The following is a 16427-nucleotide window of genomic DNA, read 5'->3' on the forward strand; positions in this document are numbered from 1 at the left end:
CACGGGTTCATCGCAACTTTCACTCTCTGGCGGACGGGCTACGCCCCGGAGGGACCGCGCGCGGCACAATCTGCAGCTTTACACTCTTGCTCGTCCCGCTCTAATCTCCGGCAATTCAATGTGGAATTGCCCCTGATGTCGCTTCGCCTTGCCACCTTCAATATCGAAAACCTCATGAGCCGTTTCGATTTCTCCGGCTTTCGCAATCAGCTCAAGCAGGATCGGGTGTTGCGGCTCTTCGACGTTCGCAGCGAGGCGGAATACCAACGTCTGGAAGAGGCGCGCACGATCGCGCACACGGATGACACCCGGCAGATGTCGGCGCTGGCGATTGCCGATTGCGACGCCGATATTCTCTGCCTGCAGGAGGCCGACAACATGGCGGCGCTGCAGGCCTTCGAGTATGGCTATCTGTTCCGCATGGCCGGCAACGGCTATCGCCAGAAATACCTGGTCGAGGGCAACGACTCCCGCGGCATAGATGTCGCCGTGCTGATGCGGGAGGAGACCCGTGACGGCCAGAAGATCGAGTGCCTGGAGGTCAAGAGCCACGCTGCGCTCACCTATGAGGATCTCGACCTTTTCAACGATGAGCTGGCACTTACGAACCGGCCCCGCGACCGCATCTTCAAACGCGATTGCCTCGAAGTGGACGTGCGAATCGGCGGGCGGCCGCTGACCCTCTATGTCGTGCATCTCAAGTCCATGGGGCCGGCGCGCGAGGGTCTCGACGGCCGCCAGGCGACGATGGCCGTGCGTATCGCGGAGGTGAAGGCCGTGCGCCATATCATCGAACGCCGCTTCGGCCGTGGACATACGGCCGACAAAGTCTTCGCGATCTGTGGCGACATGAACGATTATCAGGAGAAGGTGAAGGTGCTGGGCGACCGGCGCAACGGCTATGAATTCTTGCCGCATGAGGAGACGACCAGCGCGCTCGACGTCCTCAGCCACGACGGTTTTGTCGAAAATCCCAATCTGCGCCGGCCGGTCCTCGACCGATGGACGCTCTTCCACAGCAGGGGGCCGGAAGATAGGCATCTCTGCCAGCTCGACTATATCTGGCTGTCGCCGGAGCTGGCGCGCCGCAACGCGGCCCGGCTGCCTGAAATCATCCGTGCCGGACAGCCCTATCGCACGATCTTTCCCGCGGGGCAGGAGGTCGAGCGTTATCCGCGCACCGGCTGGGACCGGCCGAAGGCCTCCGACCACTGCCCTGTCGTGATGACCCTGGACATTTGAAGATGACCTTGCCCGAAACCGACCAGGCGCAATGGCCTCTCGACGGGACGATCTTTCCGGTCGCTGAAATCGATATAGAGGTCTCGCCCGAGCCTCACCCGTTCCATCTGGCAGAGGCGGAGCGGGCGCGCGAAAGCTGGGGGCGGGAAATCGCCGCGAACCCACACCTATTCGACGGCAGGATGGTACTGCAGAGATCGGTCCGGATCACAGACGGGCGCATCAGCGCGCGTGCCCATATCGTTCCCTATTCGACCTTTCTCTGGTGGCGGAAAACGAGGGCGGCGGGCGCGAGCCATATCTTTGGCATGCCGATGCTCGTCTCTTCGGACGGTGCCTTGATCGCTATCCGCATGCGTGGGCATACGGCCAATCCGGGGCGGGTCTACAGCCCAGGCGGTTCGCTGGAGCCTGAGGACATCATCGACGGGCGCTGCGACGTCGCCCGCAACATCGCGCGCGAGGTCATGGAGGAAACCGGCATCTCGCTTTCCGAGGCGATCGCAGAACCGGGCTGGCACGCCATCCGCATGGATGGCACCCTTACCGTTTTCCGCGTTTTCCGTTTGGCGGCCACGGCGGAGGAAATCCTTGCGCGGGTGGCGGCGCATGTCGCTGTCGATCCCCATCCCGAGATCGACGAGGCGGTGGCGATCCGCGGGCCGGAGCCGGCCGCACATAATTATCCGGAGTTCATTCCACCCATACTCGAATGGCTTTTTGCGCGTGTCCGCGGGCAACAGACGGCGTGAAGGAACGCTGCCGCGGCATTTTGCCTTGCCGCCGGGGCGCTGGCGTTGCAAGGTCGCGAGCGGTGCGGCACCGCAGAGTTTTGCACCCGACGTCGCGGCGTCGGCAGAGGGGATCTTCGTAACACCGCGCTACCCGAACCTAACCCACAGCGACCCGGACCAATAAGGGGACATGTATGGCACGGCGTTACGCGATCTACGATGTCTTTACCGAGGGGCGGCTGGCGGGCAATCCTCTTGCCGTGGTGTTCGAGGCCGAGGGGCTTGCCGAGGAAGCCATGCAGGCTATCGCCCAGGAGTTCAACCTTTCCGAAACGGTCTTCATCCTGCGGCCCGGCAACGCCGCCCATTCCGCCCGCCTCCGGATATTCACGCCGGCACACGAACTGCCCTTCGCCGGGCACCCGACGGTCGGAGCGGCCGTAGCAATTGCGGAAGCGGCCTACGGGGAGGCCAACAGTGCGCTCGAACTGATGCAGGTGCTGGAGGAAAGCGTGGGGCCGGTCCGCGCTGCCGTCAGGCTGAAGCCGGGAGCGGCGACCTTCGCCGAATTCGACCTGCCGCGCAAACCGATCCGGCTCCACGCGCAGTTGGACCGGCAGGAGATCGCCGACGCGCTTGCGCTCAAGACGACGCAGGTCGGCTTTGAAAATCATGTGCCGTCGTTCTGGAGCGCCGGCGTTCCCTTCGTCATGATACCCCTTCGCGACGTCGGCGCGGCGGCTTCGGTGGAATTCGATCCGCAGCGCTGGGAGCACTTGGCACCGCTTGCCGAAGGCCGGCTCGCGGCAGCCTATCTCTACTGTCGCGGCGGCATCAACCATACAGCCCGCTTTCATGCCCGGATGTTCGCCCCGGGCATGGGCCTCGCCGAGGACCCGGCGACCGGCTCGGCCGTGGCCGCTCTTTCCGGCGCCATCAACTTCTTCGACGGCCTGGTCGACGGCCATCATCCGATGCTGATCGAGCAGGGCGTGGAAATGGGCCGCCCTTCCTTCATTCATCTGCATCTGGACATAGCGGAGGGCAAGATCGCGGGCGCGCGGATAGGCGGCCATGCCGTAAAAGTTGCCGAAGGGGAGCTGGCGGTCTGAAGTGGCGGCACGAAGGACGCACGAATGCACTGCGCTGAAATTTTTGCAGAAAACTTGCAAAGGGCGCTGGACAAGCCCGGCGAACGCCATTATACGCCCCACCAGACCGCTGCGAAGCGGTTCCGGTCGGGTGATTAGCTCAGTTGGTAGAGCAGCTGACTCTTAATCAGCGGGTCCACGGTTCGAGCCCGTGATCACCCACCATTCTTCTCTTCTTCTCAAAGATCCGTTCATGGCTTGCCGGATACCAATGCCTTGCTTAAGGCATGGACACTCGTTCCAAGCTTTTGAAAGTACGCGCTTCCGCATGGAAAGGCGTTACACATTTTTGCTGGAAGTGCCCTAAGCCGACAAGCGGGATTCCGCATAAGCGTCGTGGCCGTCATTTGCCCGTTCGATCTCGTGCGTTGCAGCACGAGCAAGAAATCCAGACCGCGTAAGGCCGTGGGCTTCGGCGAAGGCATCTATCTGCTTCAGGACACCTTCGGGAAGCGTAACGTTCACTCGAATGGCTCTTTTTGCCTCGGTTTTCACCGCGACGAGAATAGCGACGCAATCCTTGTTCTCGACGTCGGACATGACAACTTCAAGGGAGGAGGGCTCCGGGATGGCCTCGCCGTCCTCTACCAGCCCTTCAATATGCAAGGCCAAGGCTTCCTCTGCCATAGCGCGCGCGTCGTCGAGGTCGGCACCGGCGGTCACGACGCCGGAAAAATCAGGAAAGGAAACGCCGTAATCGCTCTCGGCGTCCTTGTGGATCAATCCGATATAGTTGCGCATGGTCTTACCTCAATTTCAAACCGGACTGCTTTTCAATGCTCCTGAGGGTACCGATTGGTAGATCCCTCTTCGGGTGAGGAACGGTAACCCGGCCGTGCTTTTTCGGATGTTTGAATTGAACGTGGCTGCCCTTGGTCGCAACCTCGTACCATCCGTCCTTCTGCAATGCTGCAATAATGTCGCCGCTCTTCATCTGATACGACAATACACACGCATGTGTATTCGTCCAATGAATTTGTCAAGCCAATCTAAGGCGGCTTTCTCGGATGGTCTCGAACCGTCGGATCATCAGCTTGTGCTAAAAAAGCCAATATTCATCTCTAACGACCGCCTGGCTGGGACTTCGAAGCGAGTTCGGACGGAGAGTTCATGCGAGGTTATCTGCTCCTGACGGAGGCGAGAAGCGGGTCGAACTGGCTGGGTTCGCTCGTCAATGGCGCCGGTAATATGGGGCGCTCGAGCGAGTGGCTCTCGCCCAAGATCCATCGGCTGGATACCGGCGCCTTGTCATGGGACGCATTCTTTCAGGAACTCCTCAGGAAGTGTTCTACGCCGAACGGCGTCTTCGGCTCGAAGATATTCCCGAACCAGCTTTTCGTGACGCATGAGGTCTATGGAAGGGATTTCATTCAGCATTGCCTCGCCATGCATGACGTTGCGCTCGTATTCCTGCGGCGCAGGGATACGCTGAGGCAGGCGATATCCTATGCGCGGGCGAGGCAAACACGTAGTTTTGCCGCTCACGTCGAGGGAAGGGCCAATCCCCAATACGACTTCGAGCAGATCGCCCGATGCTTTTTCTACATTCGCGACAGCTATGCCTTCTGGCAAAGCTATCTGGAACTCACCGGCGTTGAATTTACCGAATTCGTCTACGAGGAGCTCGCCGCCGATCCGATTCCATTCGTCAGCCACTTGGCGGAGCACTTGCAGGTGCCGCTACCGGCGGAGCTGCAGACATCAATGGCAGTCCAGCGCGACGATTTGACGGAAGAGTGGATCGCCCGCTTCCACGAGGATCGCATATCTGCGAACCTCCTGGAGGCCTATGACCGGCGCGAACATATTCCGGGAAAACTCAAGAACTTCGTCAAGTTGGGGGCCCGGAGCCTGCGACCGCGGTATCCGTTTGCGTTCTAGCGCATTGGCCCGAAGTCTTGCGGCGGCAAGCGCCTCGAGTTGCGGCGGAGTTGAATTCCCGTGGCGATGCCGATAAACGCATCCTCCTGCAGCGGCCGATCGGAGCGAACCTTGAAAGATCTTCAATATCCTTCTCGCCAAGCTGAGAATGAGCGGGATCGGAGAGGGATATTCGATCGCGTGCTTACCCGGTACGAGACCTACAAGCTCACGGCGCGTGTTCGCAAGCGGAGGCGACCGATCGAAATGTCATGCCTGACCGAGGGCGGCCAGAGGCCTCTCGGCAAAGGCGACATTCCCGTCGTGTTCAATACGCATAACGATCGCAAGTTGATGCCGTCGTTTCTGGCGCACTACAGAGGGCTCGGCGTTACCCGCTTCATCTGCGTCGACGACGTATCGTCGGACGGGACGCGGGACTATCTGCTTACGCAAGACGATGTGGACCTCTGGAGTTCGCCGGTGCGGTATCGCGATGCCCGCAGGGGGCGTGAATGGCGCGAGGCTCTCTTCGAGCGCTATGGCTGGGACCGGTGGTATCTCAATGTCGATTCCGACGAGTTCCTGATTTACGAGGACTGCGAGAACCGGCCGCTCGGTGCTCTTCTGCAGGCATTGGAGAGCAGAGGGGAAAAGCGCCTCGCAGCTCCCATGCTCGACATGTATCCGACCGGACGGCTCGGGGCTGCCACGCTCGACAGCGACGACGGCCGCATGCCGTGGGAAATCGCCGATCATTTCGACGGCTCCGGATACGAGATCAGCTATACGAAGCGGGCGATCAGCATCACGGGCGGCCCGCGCAAGCGCAAATTCGCCCATCTGCTCGAACTCATCAAATATCCTGTCATCTTCTGGGACAAGGAATGCAGCCTGGGCGTCAGCATCCACCAGCCCTTGCCCTGCGATAGGAATTTCCCCGCCGTCTCCGGCGTGCTGCTGCATTTCAAGTTCTTCTCGGACTACAAAGAGAAGATCGAGCAGGCAGTCGCCGACGGGCAGTACTTCGACGCTGCGGCCGTCTACCGCAAGATGCTGGAGGGTCTTCAGGAGACGGGTGAATTCGACTTTTCCGATGCATGCTCGACGCGATTCTCGGGTTCCAGGCAGCTGCTCGAACTCGGCTTTATCGCGCCCATCCGCTATCCCTAAAAGCGGCTGCGTTCTTTCCGGCTTCTATTCTTCCCGAAATGCGCGGCTGATCTGGTCCGACAGGGGCTTGATCAGATAGGAAAGCGCCGTTCTTTGGCCCGTTTGTATGAAGGCTTCAGCCGGCATGCCCGGGAGCGGCTCAAGGGAGCCCAACCGGGCCAATTCCGCTCCGGGTACGGCAACGCGCACGACGTAATAGGAGAGGCCGCTTCGGGGATCTTCCGTAAGATCGGCGGCGATCCGGGATACGGAGCCGCCGAGCTCGGGCGTGGTTCGCTGATTGAAAGCCGATAGCCGCAGCACCACGTCCTGGCCGAGCTGGATCTGGTCGATGTCCTGTGGCCGTATGCGGGCTTCGATCGCCAGCCTGTCGCTGTCGGGCACGATGAACATGACGACGTCGGCCGGCGATATCACGCCTCCAACCGTATGGACGTTGAGCTGATGCACGATGCCGCCCTGCGGGGCGAGCATATCGATGCGTCTCAGCTGATCCTCGGCGGCGATCTTGCGTTCGGTGAATTCGCCGAGCTGCGCCTGCACCTCCCGCAGCTCCCGGCCGACCTCTGTCTTGAGATCCTCGTCGATCTGAAGGATCTGCAATCTTGTCTCGGCAATCCTGCCAGCCGCCTGGGCCTGTTGAGCGACTTTTTCGCCTCGCAGGCCCTCAAAGGTTGCCGCCCTCGTTTCCAGTTCGTTCAATCGCTGCACCGACACGATGCCTCTCTCATGCAGGCTCCGAAGAGACGCGATTTCGGCATCGAGTATCGAAAGGCCCCGGTCATAAGCCTGCTGCTGGGCTTCGAGGCCGGCGATTTCATGCTGGAGCTGGACGATACGTTCGAGCAGCTGCGATCTGCGCCCCTCCCGCGACCGTCTGCGGTATTCGAAGAGCTTGCTCTCACCATTGATGGCGGAGGCGACGGCCCTTTCCTTCGCGCGGACTGTGAGTTCCGCGGGAAATTCCAGCTCGCCGCGGTCGTCCCTTTCCGCCTCCATACGCGCCAGGCGTGCCATGAGTTCATCCAGGCGCTTCGTCACGATGCCGAGATTCGCCTTGGTCTGTGTCGGATCGAGACGCATCAGCACCTGGCCCGCTTTTACCCGGTCGCCTTCCTCCACCAGGATCTCACCGATGACGCCGCCGGTCGGGTGCTGGACTTTCTTGACATGGGAGTCGACGACGAAATTTCCCGACGCAACCACGGCCCCGGCCAATTGCGTGGTCGTTGCCCAGGCGCCGGCAGCTCCTATCAGTGCCAGGCCGACGGCCATGCCGATCGCGAGGTGCCGGCGGATGGACCGGGTAACGGCCTCAGCTTCAGTGCTTGACATCGGCGTTCTCCGTATCGCCCGCTTCGGCTATCGTTGGTTCGGTGCCGGTGTTCGCAACCACCTTGAGTGGCGCAAGAGTCCGCCCGGAAACGGAAAAGGAACGGGCTGCCGCAGGGGTTGCGTCGCCGTTCTGGCGAGGCGGCAGCTTCAGAACCTGGGAGAGGACCTCGTCCCTTGGGCCGAATGCCTTGACCTGGCCGTTGTCGACGACAAGGACGAGGTCTGCCGCACCGATAGCGCTCGGCCGATGGGCCACCACGACCGCGATGCCTTCCCGGTTCCTCACCGACAGAATTGCGTCGATCACCGCCTTCTCACCGTCCGCATCGAGATTGGCGTTGGGTTCGTCCAGAACGACGAGGAAGGGATCATTATAGAGCGCCCGGGCAAGACCGATACGCTGGCGCTGTCCGGCGGACAAAGCGGAGCCGGCCTCGCCGATGCGCGTCTCATACCCCAGTTCGAACCTCACGATGAGATCGTGAACTCCCGCGGCCTGCGCCGCCTTGACGATGGCCGCCGGGTCGGGACTGTTTTCGAAACGCGATATGTTCTCGGCGATGGTCCCGTCGAAGAGCTCGACTCCTTGCGGAAGATAGCCGATGTGCCGGCCGAGTTCCTCACGGTCCCATTGCTCGTAGCTGGCTCCGTCAAGACGTACCTTGCCGCTGGCAGGGGCCCAGGCGCCGACCAGCGCGCGGGTGATCGTCGATTTTCCGGAGCCGCTTGGCCCGATGATCCCGATGGCCCCGCCGGCCGGGACGGAAAAGCTTACGCCGGCCACTGTAGGCTTCCCGCCGGAGCCGGGCGGAATGACGGTGAGGCCATCGACGGCCAGTATCGATTTCGGGGCGGGAAGGGGCATTGGCGGATGTGCGGGCGGGATAAGTTGCAACAGGTTCCGGAGCCGGTCCCAGCTCTGCCGTGCCATCAGGAAAGGCTTCCAGGAGCCGATAGCGAGATCGACGGGAGCAAGGGCTCTTCCCATCATGATCGAGCTTGCCACCATGACGCCTGCGGATACCTGCTGTTCGATGACGAGCCATGCGCCGACGCCGAGGATTGCCGATTGCAGGATCATCCGCAGCATCCTCGACACCGAACCGAAGGCACCGGCTACGTCGGCCGCACGACGGTTCGCCTCAAGGTACAGATGATTTGCGGAGAGCCAGCGTTGCTGCAGGCGCCTCTCAAGGCCAAGCGCCCTCACGGTTTCCGCATTGCGGCGGGCGGCTTCCATCAAGGCGTTGCGGTCGGTGCCGTATCGCGTCGCGTCTCTGGTCGGCTGCACTGACAAACGATCGGTCAGCAAGGTCATTGCCACGAGAACGAGTGCCCCGACGAGCGCCGTCATCCCGATCCAGAAATGGAAGAGGAAGCATATTGCAAGGTAAAGCGGCATCCAGGGCAGGTCGAACAGGGCTGTCGGCCCGGCACCGGCGAGGAAGCCCCTGACATTGTCCAGGTCGCGAAGCGGCTGCAGCCCGTCGCCGGGCATGCGCGTTTCGAGCGGCAGACGGACGATCGCCCCATGCACGCGCCCCGAAAGCCGATGGTCGAAGCTTTCTCCGATCCGGAGCAAAGCGCGCGAGCGCACGATCTCCAGCATCGCCTGGAAACCGTACATGAGCGTGGCCAGGACGGCGAGCCCGACAAGGGTCGGAAGGCTGCGGCTTGCCAGGACCCGATCGTAGACCTGCAGCATGAACAAGGGAGACGTCAGCGCCAGCAGATTTACAATGCCGCTGATGATTGCTAGCCCGGTAAAGGCTGTCCTGGCTGCCGGAATCACCGCCGCAGCCTTAAGCTGCGGCGGCGTCCGTTTGGAGTTTCCAAACATGCTGATTTCGAGTCCGTGGGATCAAGCGACGAATTCGAAATTGCCGGCGACCAGGGCAGTCTTGGTCACACCGTTCAAGGTGATGTCGCCGAGCGCGCCGAGGTTGATGACCGTGTTGGCGCCGACCTGGGATGAGGCGGCATAGACCTCGGCGAAGCTGTCGAAGGCCGTGCTCTGCAGCGCGAGGCGCACGATGTCGCCCTTGGCACCGGCGGTAAAGCCGTTGACGGCGTCGTTGCCGATCGTCGACGACAGCGCACCGTCGATGTCCCGGTCGAAGACGAACCGGTCGCGGCCTGCGCCGCCGTTCAGCGTGTCGTTGCCGTCGAAGCTGTAGAGCCAATCATTGCCGGAGGTACCGTTCTGGACGGTGCCGACCTCTCCCAGATAGTCGAAAAGGCCGTCCTGCTGCTTTCCGCTTTTCGAGGTAACGCCGGTGAAGTTCGCCAGCGGGTCCGAGTCGACGTTGCTGTTGTGGGTCAGCGAATAGATAGCGCCGGTAAAGGTTTTGGACGGGCTCACGCCGCCGAGATCGATGCTCAGGTCGGTGTTCGCCAGATCGAAGCCCGATGAGGACGAGCTGGTGAGGCCCCTGCCGAATTCGAGGCTGTCGACCGTTCCCGTAAAGCCGGCAGGGATGATATAAGAGAAATTGCCTTCGAGAATGACGCCGCGGCTCCCGGCGATATCAACTTGGCCACCCGCCCATTCATCGTAGGGTGGAAGCGTCGAGTCGAACTGGCCGTTGCCCTCGTAATTCAGATTGGTGGCCCAGCCCTTAAGATCGTTGAGAAGGTTGGCGCTTGCTGCTGTCAGATTGATGGTTGCAACCATGGTGAGTTTTCCTTGGTTCTGAACGATGGCCGCAGGTTGATCCTGCGACAGTGTGCTGTGAGCAATTGTCCCATGTCTTGTCTCCCGAAGTGGCTTTTCGTTTCGATTGAACGGGAGCGATAGATGCGCCCCACGTTACGCATGTCGAACGGAACTTCGCCCCTCATCCGCCTGCCGGCACCTTCTCCCCGCGAGCGGGGCGAAGGGGACTCGCGGCGCCGCTCTACCCTCAGCCCCTCAAGAGCGAGCGGTGAGGCCGAGGCTTGTCCCGTCTCCCCGTCAGAAACGGGGAGAAGGTCGCAGCGGGATGAGGGGCATCCGCTTCGCTCGATGAACCGACAATCGGGCGCGGCCGCTTCACTCGAACCACTCTAGAACTTGAAGTTCAGCGATACCGTCGCGGTCCGCCCCGGAGCGGGATAGTAAAAGGCACCCAATGCCGGCGCATATTGCTCGTCGGTAACGTTGTTGACGGCGATGCGCAGCTTGGCGCTGTCCGAGAAGCTGTAGGAGCCGTAGATATCGAAGATCTTGTAGCCGGCGGTGTTGAACAGGCCCGCCAACTGGCCCACCGTGGGCTTTGAATCGCTGACATAGGTCGCGCGTCCGCCGAGAACCAGCTTCCGCTCGAACAGGCGGATGCCGGCATCGAGCGTGAACTTGTTTTCCGGCGGGACGAACAGAACCGATGGCACCGGCGTGTTGCCACTCGCTGCAAGCGGGGTCCCGGACGCGGTCGGCCCGGAGTAACTGTAGGTGTCGGCGTAATCGGTTTTCAGATAGGTATAGGAGGCGCCGACATAGGCTGATCCCATGTCGTAGCTCGCCTCGATCTCGACCCCATTCATCGTGGTATCGCCGTCGAGATTGACATGCTGGAAGAGGTTTTTGTCGAAGGTGGCGAAGTAACCATTTCCAAGCGTGATATAGTCCTGAATGGTCCTGTCGAAGTAGACCGTCTTGAGGCGCAGGCTGTCGCCGGCCGTGAACAGCCCGTCCCGTGCGATGTTGATCCCGAGCTCCCATGTCCGGCCCCGTTCCGGCTTGAGGTACGGGTTGGGGATATAGGTGGCGATGGCATCACCGGGATGTCCGCCCGACGTCAGCGCTTCCATCACGGATGGCGGCCGGTAGGTATGCGCATAGGTAACGAAGGGTTGAATTCCTTCGAAGGGCATGACGGCGATCCGCGCCGACGGAAGAAGCGCGCCTCCGGACTTGTCGATATCGACCCGTTCCAAGACCGCCTCACCGCCGCCGTAAACGGGGTCCTCGTCGTAATAGGCGCACTCGCCGTCGTCATAAAAATAGCCGCACACTCCAGGGACCACGATGTAGCGCGGCTTCCTCCCTCCGACTTCCGTGAACCCCTTCAGGCGGTATCGGTCGTACCGGAGGCCGGCACCGACCTCCAGCCAATCGTCATGCTCCAGGGTGGCGTTGAGGAACGCGCTCGTCATCGACCGGCGGCCGACCGGGTTCAATCCCTTGTAGCCGTAGGCCTCGTCGAAGCCTTGGTCGTCGACGAGAGGCGGCGTGGTCGTCTTCCCGTCGTCGGAATAGGCCTCGCCGCCGTAATTCAGCGAAAGGTCGCCCAGCGCCGTTTCGAAACGGCTCGTATTGTCGAGGCTCCCTCCGAAGCTGGTCATCGCATAGGTGATGGGGAGCCTCGGGGTGTAGTCGCGCAGCTCGTCATTGACCACCCTGTTGTACCAGAGGCGGCCCTTGAGGTCGATCAGCTCGCTGTCGGGATCCCATTCGAACGAGGAGCTGACGGTGTTGTTTAGGTAGTTCTGAGGGTCGTCGCGCAGGTCGCCGAAGACGAGCCCGCCCTGTATCGCCTCCGAGTCGTTGCGAAGCCAGCTGAGGTCGAAGCTGAAATCGTCCGACGGCGAGCCCTCGACTTTCAGAAGCGTGCCGAAGGTTTCGAGACGCGAGAACAGGAAGGAATCGTCGACGGCGGTCGTGACGGCAAGATCGAGCAGCGGGGACTTGCCGTTCTGGCCGAAGTCGTAGTCGCCGACCCGCTTGCGGCTGACGCCGCCGAGAACCGAGAAGTCCTCCGAGAATCTGGCAGCTCCGATCAGCGAGCCGTTGAAGTAGTAGGCATTGGTGCCGGTCTCGGCATTGAGTTCGACGCCCCGATCCCGGTCCGGTTTTATGATGTCGTCGGCCGTCACCGTGCGGAAATTCACCGCGCCGCCCAGCGAGCCCGCACCGCCGACGCCGGCGACTGCGCCTTTCTCGACCTCCACCGATCGAAGGAATGCCGTGTCCACATAAACCCGCTGGCTGGCGCCGTGGCCGGCCCGCTGGAAATCCTGCCGCGCGCCGTCGATCATGGTGGTGACCCGGTTCTGATCCTGGAGGCCGCGCACATTGATTGCGATGCCGGGGTTCTGCGCTTCAGAACGGTTGCTGGTGACGCCGGCAACCGAGTCGAGCACGTCGTTGGCGTTGCGCGCCGCCCGGCTCTGCACCGCGTCACGCGAGACGACGCTGACCGAAGCCGGTTCGTCGTATACCCAGTCGGGTGTCCCTTGAAAGCCGGCGCCCGAATTGGCATTTCGCCCGGTTTTGCCGGTCACGACAATCCTCTTCAGAGCGGTCGCGCCTTCCTCCGAGCCAGGCGCGCCAGCGTCTCCTGCGGGGCCGATGACCGCAGCGCGATTGGCCGTGAACTGATAGTGCACACCGGTGCCGTCCAGCAGTTGCGCCAGCGCCTGCTCCGGCGTCATCCTTCCGCGCACCGCACGGGTGGTGACGTTCGAGGTCCTGCCCGCTGCAGCCTGGCTGATCTGGATGCCTGACTGGCGGTTGAACAGGGCGAGGGCCGAGGCCAGCGGCTGCGACGGGATATCGAAGTTGCGGACCGCCTGCGACTGCTGCGGTGTGGCCGCGATTTCCTGGGCCGCCAGTTGCGGCGCAATGCAGACCACGGCGATTGCTGCCGAGGTAGATAGAAGGAAACCGCGAAGGTACCTTGTGGTGAATTGTGTGTCGCGCTTTGACGCTGCCCCGTATGCCATGAAATGCCCACTCTTCTGCTTGTCACAGGCACCGCCCCCGGTGCCGTCGACCAAATAGACAAAGCGGCAGATCGGTTTTTTCACGGGGTCATGGAAAAAAGTTGAAAACGGATGTCATATTTTAGAAGCGAGAGATGACGCGGGCGAAGCTCGAGATTCTCCTCACCTTGCCTCCATAAGGGTCGACCAGAGCGCCGAGCGCTTCGTCCGGCGCCGTGAGGTCGTAGATGCCCGTCACCCGCTGGCTGCCGAGCACGGGATCCGGCAGGGATATCCAGGCTGGATGGTAACGTTGAATCCGTTCCACGACGGAGAAGATGGTGGCATTAACGACGTGAAGGCGTCCCTGTCGCCAGGCGCCGATAGACGCCGCGTCGATGTCGGAGGTCGTCATACCCTGCGCATCGCGGTCGAAGACGAGCGCTTTCCCGGGCGTGAGACGCCGCTCAGCAGATGCCTCCTGCCCGGACGGAGAGGCCGTGACCAGTCCCCGTTCAAGACTTACCCGGGTGCTTTCACTATCGACCATGACGTCGAATGCCGTGCCGAGAACTTCGATTTCGAGACCGCCGGCATCGACGACGAATGGGCGCGCGGGATCGTGCGCCACATCGAAGTAGGCTTCGCCCTGAAGCAGCCTGAGGCTGCGTCGACTCTGACCGAAGTCCATGGCGATCGCGCTCCCGGGCGCCAAAGTCACGGTGCTGCCGTCCTCGAGCTCGAGGGAGCGGGTCTCCGCGGTCCCAGTGTGGTAATCCGATTGCAGGACGATCAGCAAGCCGGGAACCCACGCTACGAGAAGACAGATGGCCATCGCACAAGCTGCGATCGCCAAGGAAGCTCGGCCGCCGCGCCGGCCGGGCTTGAAGTTGTCCGCCGAGGGCTTGTCCCGAGCGGCTGGCAACGGTCCGACGGACAACCAGAGCCGACAGGTCTTCTCCCATTCCCGCCTGTGGTCTCGGGAAGTGGTGACCCATCGTTCGAAACGCAAACGCATTTCGGGATCATCGGGCGCTTCGCGAATGCGAATGAGCCAGTCCGTCGCCTCTTTCGAGAGTTCCGCTGCATCATCGTCAGGCGTCATGGTTCCATCATCCAGCTGCGCGTAGTCCGCGTCTCGCTCACTTTGAAGATAGACAGGCGAGAGATCGGCTTTTTTCAGATGTACCGAACGTTCATTCGTCATGGTCGAGGCCTGCCTTCAAGTGCTCCATGGCGTCCCTGACGAGGCGATGGGCTGTCGGTATCGAGGTACTCAGTTCTTCGGCGATGTCCTTCAAAGTCGACCCCTCGAAGCGGTACAGTTCGAATGCCCGTCTCATGCGATCCGGAAGAGCTCCGAGCGCCTGGGCGACCCGGTCTGCGGCCTCGGACATCAGGAATTGGGCTTCCGGCGTCTCGACGGCCTGTGGCAGCGCCCACCACGGTATATCCGCGGACTCGACGACGTTGTTCTCAAGCTTTCGCCGCGACCGCTTGTTGAACGAAAGGTTGCGCACGATGCGAAACAGGTAGGTCTTCGGCGGCATGTGCTCGTCTGCCGTTTCCCGCACGAAGCGAAGATAGGCATCCTGCACGATATCCTCGGCATCGTCCTTCGATCCCAGCAGCGGCGCGGCATAGTTGATGAGGGACCTGCGGTGCCGCAGGTACATGTGAAAGCGGTCGCCCTTTTTTTCGATAGTCATTGTCCAGCCAGATATTCCGAGATCGCCGCGCTGGCCGTTGGCCATTCTGGAAAGGACACCGGACGAACGCGCTAAGCGAGCGGCTATGCTTATTCTGTCGCCCAGAATGCCGCAACAAAGTTGATTAAGATAATCATGTTTAAAGGCTGTTTTTCGTGGGAACGCCCCTCCAAAGCGAACTTTAAAAGCGAGGATCCTCAAACTGCTCCGAATTCTGCGAAAGACGCAGCGGCAGACTTAAATTCCGGCACTTCCGGCTCTATATGGCGTTCTATGACCTCTTTGCGGTCACGAAATAGGGAAGGATGGAAATGCAGCGTTTCGGACGAGTTATGGCCATTGCGGCGATTGGTTTGGCATCTGTACTGACACTAGCCGATGTCGCCGATGCAAGGCGGGCGGGGGGTGGCTTCGGCTCACGCGGCAGCCGGACCTTTTCCACCCCGCCTGTAACCCGGACGGCGCCCGCGCCGGCCGCGCCGATCGACCGGACGATGACGCCGCGTCAGAACGCGCAGCCTTCGACCGCCACCAACCCCGCTGCGCAGAATCGCACGACCAATGCGCGCCCGGGCTTCTTCAGTGGTTTCGGCCGATCGATGATCGGCGGTCTGATGATGGGCGGCTTGATCGGCATGCTGCTCGGCCACGGTATCGGCGGTGGCATCGGCTTCCTCGGACTGCTGCTGCAGGTCGGCCTCGTCGTTCTGCTGATCTCCCTTGCGATGCGTTTCTTCGGCCGCAATCAGCGTCCTGCCTATTCGGCGCCCTCGGCATCCGGCCGCTCTTCGGCGGCGACTGCGGGCTCGCCATCCTTCCGCATTCCTCGAATCGGTGAAGGTACGGGCGGTGCCGGCGCGGCGTCGCTCGCGACGCGATCGTCCGCTGCCGCACCGGCTTCCGGAGATGGCGATGAAATCACGGTCGGCCAGGAGGATCTCGATCGCTTCGAGGCGATGCTCAGAGATGTGCAGGCTGCCTACGGAGCGGAAGATTATGCGGCATTGCGCCGGCTGACGACGCCGGAAGCCATGTCCTACCTCGCGGAAGAGCTCAGCGACAACGCAACGAAGGGCCTGAAGAACGAGGTCCGTGACGTCCACCTCGTCCAGGGCGACCTCGCCGAGGCATGGAAGGAAAACGGTAGCGATTACGCGACCGTTGCCATGCGCTACGAGAGCGTCGACGTGGTGCGCGACCGAGCCACCGGCCGCGTCGTCAGCGGCGATGCGGATCGGCCGACGGAAGCGGTCGAAATATGGACGTTTCAGCGCAAGCCCGGCGCCGACTGGCAGGTATCCGCCATCCAGGGCGTCGAGGCTTGACCTCGAGGCCATGGCGGCCCGGTTCCGTCGGGGGGAGGCTCTTGGTCATACAGGCGTTGCGACCCTCGACGGGGAAGGGCGAAGATCGGCTATTGACGGCGCCGCTCTTTGCCGCTCTTTTCTGACATGCGAGCTCGCCGTAACCTATTGATTCCAGGGCTTCGTTGCGGCGGTTCGGTGCAGTGGCTGTTTTTTTGACTGCAGCCCGGTCCAGGA

Annotated in this window: 14 protein-coding genes and 1 tRNA gene; 7 read left to right on the forward strand and 8 right to left on the reverse strand. The window is 61.8% G+C overall.

The window, feature by feature from the left end:
- Positions 1–135: 135 nt before the first annotated feature.
- From M1D34_RS04925 to M1D34_RS04940, 4 genes are all read left to right on the forward strand, one after another.
- Positions 136–1242, forward strand: coding sequence for an endonuclease/exonuclease/phosphatase family protein (locus M1D34_RS04925; protein ID WP_003530001.1), 1107 nt, complete (start codon positions 136–138; stop codon positions 1240–1242).
- A 2-nt stretch (positions 1243–1244) separates the two neighbouring features.
- Positions 1245–1994 (forward strand): NUDIX hydrolase, encoded by a 750-nt coding sequence (locus tag M1D34_RS04930; protein WP_498780959.1) that lies wholly within the window; start codon positions 1245–1247, stop codon positions 1992–1994.
- Positions 1995–2170: 176 nt separating this feature from the next.
- Positions 2171–3088: a PhzF family phenazine biosynthesis protein gene (locus M1D34_RS04935; RefSeq protein WP_498780961.1), complete on the forward strand. Its 918-nt coding sequence runs from the start codon at positions 2171–2173 to the stop codon at positions 3086–3088.
- A gap of 128 nt (positions 3089–3216) precedes the next feature.
- Positions 3217–3292 (forward strand) — tRNA-Lys (locus M1D34_RS04940).
- A 138-nt stretch (positions 3293–3430) separates the two neighbouring features.
- Here the strand turns inward: M1D34_RS04940 and M1D34_RS04945 are convergent.
- Complete coding sequence (locus M1D34_RS04945) at positions 3431–3868, reverse strand: type II toxin-antitoxin system HicB family antitoxin (RefSeq protein ID WP_003530007.1); 438 nt, start codon at positions 3866–3868, stop codon at positions 3431–3433.
- 4 nt (positions 3869–3872) lie between these two features.
- Positions 3873–4061 (reverse strand): type II toxin-antitoxin system HicA family toxin, encoded by a 189-nt coding sequence (locus M1D34_RS04950; protein WP_003530010.1) that lies wholly within the window; start codon positions 4059–4061, stop codon positions 3873–3875.
- A 176-nt stretch (positions 4062–4237) separates the two neighbouring features.
- On the opposite strand from M1D34_RS04950, the gene M1D34_RS04955 reads away from it, so the two are divergent.
- The gene (locus tag M1D34_RS04955) at positions 4238–5008 is read left to right on the forward strand and encodes a Stf0 family sulfotransferase (RefSeq protein ID WP_498780964.1); all 771 of its coding nucleotides are present in this window, start codon (positions 4238–4240) and stop codon (positions 5006–5008) included.
- Between the two features lie 180 nt (positions 5009–5188).
- Entirely contained in the window at positions 5189–6160 is a 972-nt protein-coding gene (locus M1D34_RS04960) for a glycosyltransferase family 2 protein (protein ID WP_498780966.1), read from the forward strand.
- 24 nt (positions 6161–6184) lie between these two features.
- Here the strand turns inward: M1D34_RS04960 and M1D34_RS04965 are convergent, their stop codons facing one another.
- The 6 genes from M1D34_RS04965 to M1D34_RS04990 all read right to left on the reverse strand — a co-directional run bounded on the left by M1D34_RS04965 (position 6185) and on the right by M1D34_RS04990 (position 14886).
- Positions 6185–7495, reverse strand: a complete 1311-nt coding sequence (locus M1D34_RS04965) for an HlyD family type I secretion periplasmic adaptor subunit (RefSeq protein WP_498780968.1) — start codon at positions 7493–7495, stop codon at positions 6185–6187.
- The gene (locus M1D34_RS04970; RefSeq protein ID WP_498780970.1) at positions 7482–9335 is read right to left on the reverse strand and encodes a type I secretion system permease/ATPase; all 1854 of its coding nucleotides are present in this window, start codon (positions 9333–9335) and stop codon (positions 7482–7484) included. Before M1D34_RS04970 ends, M1D34_RS04965 begins: the two co-directional genes overlap by 14 nt.
- Before the next feature lie 21 nt (positions 9336–9356).
- Positions 9357–10169, reverse strand: coding sequence for a hemolysin (locus M1D34_RS04975; protein ID WP_498780972.1), 813 nt, complete (start codon positions 10167–10169; stop codon positions 9357–9359).
- A 371-nt stretch (positions 10170–10540) separates the two neighbouring features.
- A complete protein-coding gene (locus M1D34_RS04980; protein WP_498780974.1) occupies positions 10541–13198 on the reverse strand; it encodes a TonB-dependent receptor in 2658 nt (885 codons plus the stop codon).
- 121 nt (positions 13199–13319) lie between these two features.
- Entirely contained in the window at positions 13320–14384 is a 1065-nt protein-coding gene (locus M1D34_RS04985) for a FecR family protein (RefSeq protein WP_498780976.1), read from the reverse strand.
- A complete protein-coding gene (locus M1D34_RS04990) occupies positions 14374–14886 on the reverse strand; it encodes an RNA polymerase sigma factor (RefSeq protein ID WP_498780978.1) in 513 nt (170 codons plus the stop codon). The genes M1D34_RS04985 and M1D34_RS04990 overlap by 11 nt, the downstream gene beginning before the upstream one ends.
- Positions 14887–15191: 305 nt before the next feature.
- On the opposite strand from M1D34_RS04990, the gene M1D34_RS04995 reads away from it, so the two are divergent.
- Complete coding sequence (locus tag M1D34_RS04995; RefSeq protein WP_498780980.1) at positions 15192–16211, forward strand: Tim44 domain-containing protein; 1020 nt, start codon at positions 15192–15194, stop codon at positions 16209–16211.
- Positions 16212–16427 lie beyond the last annotated feature (216 nt).

This window comes from Ensifer sp. D2-11, assembly GCF_054161295.1.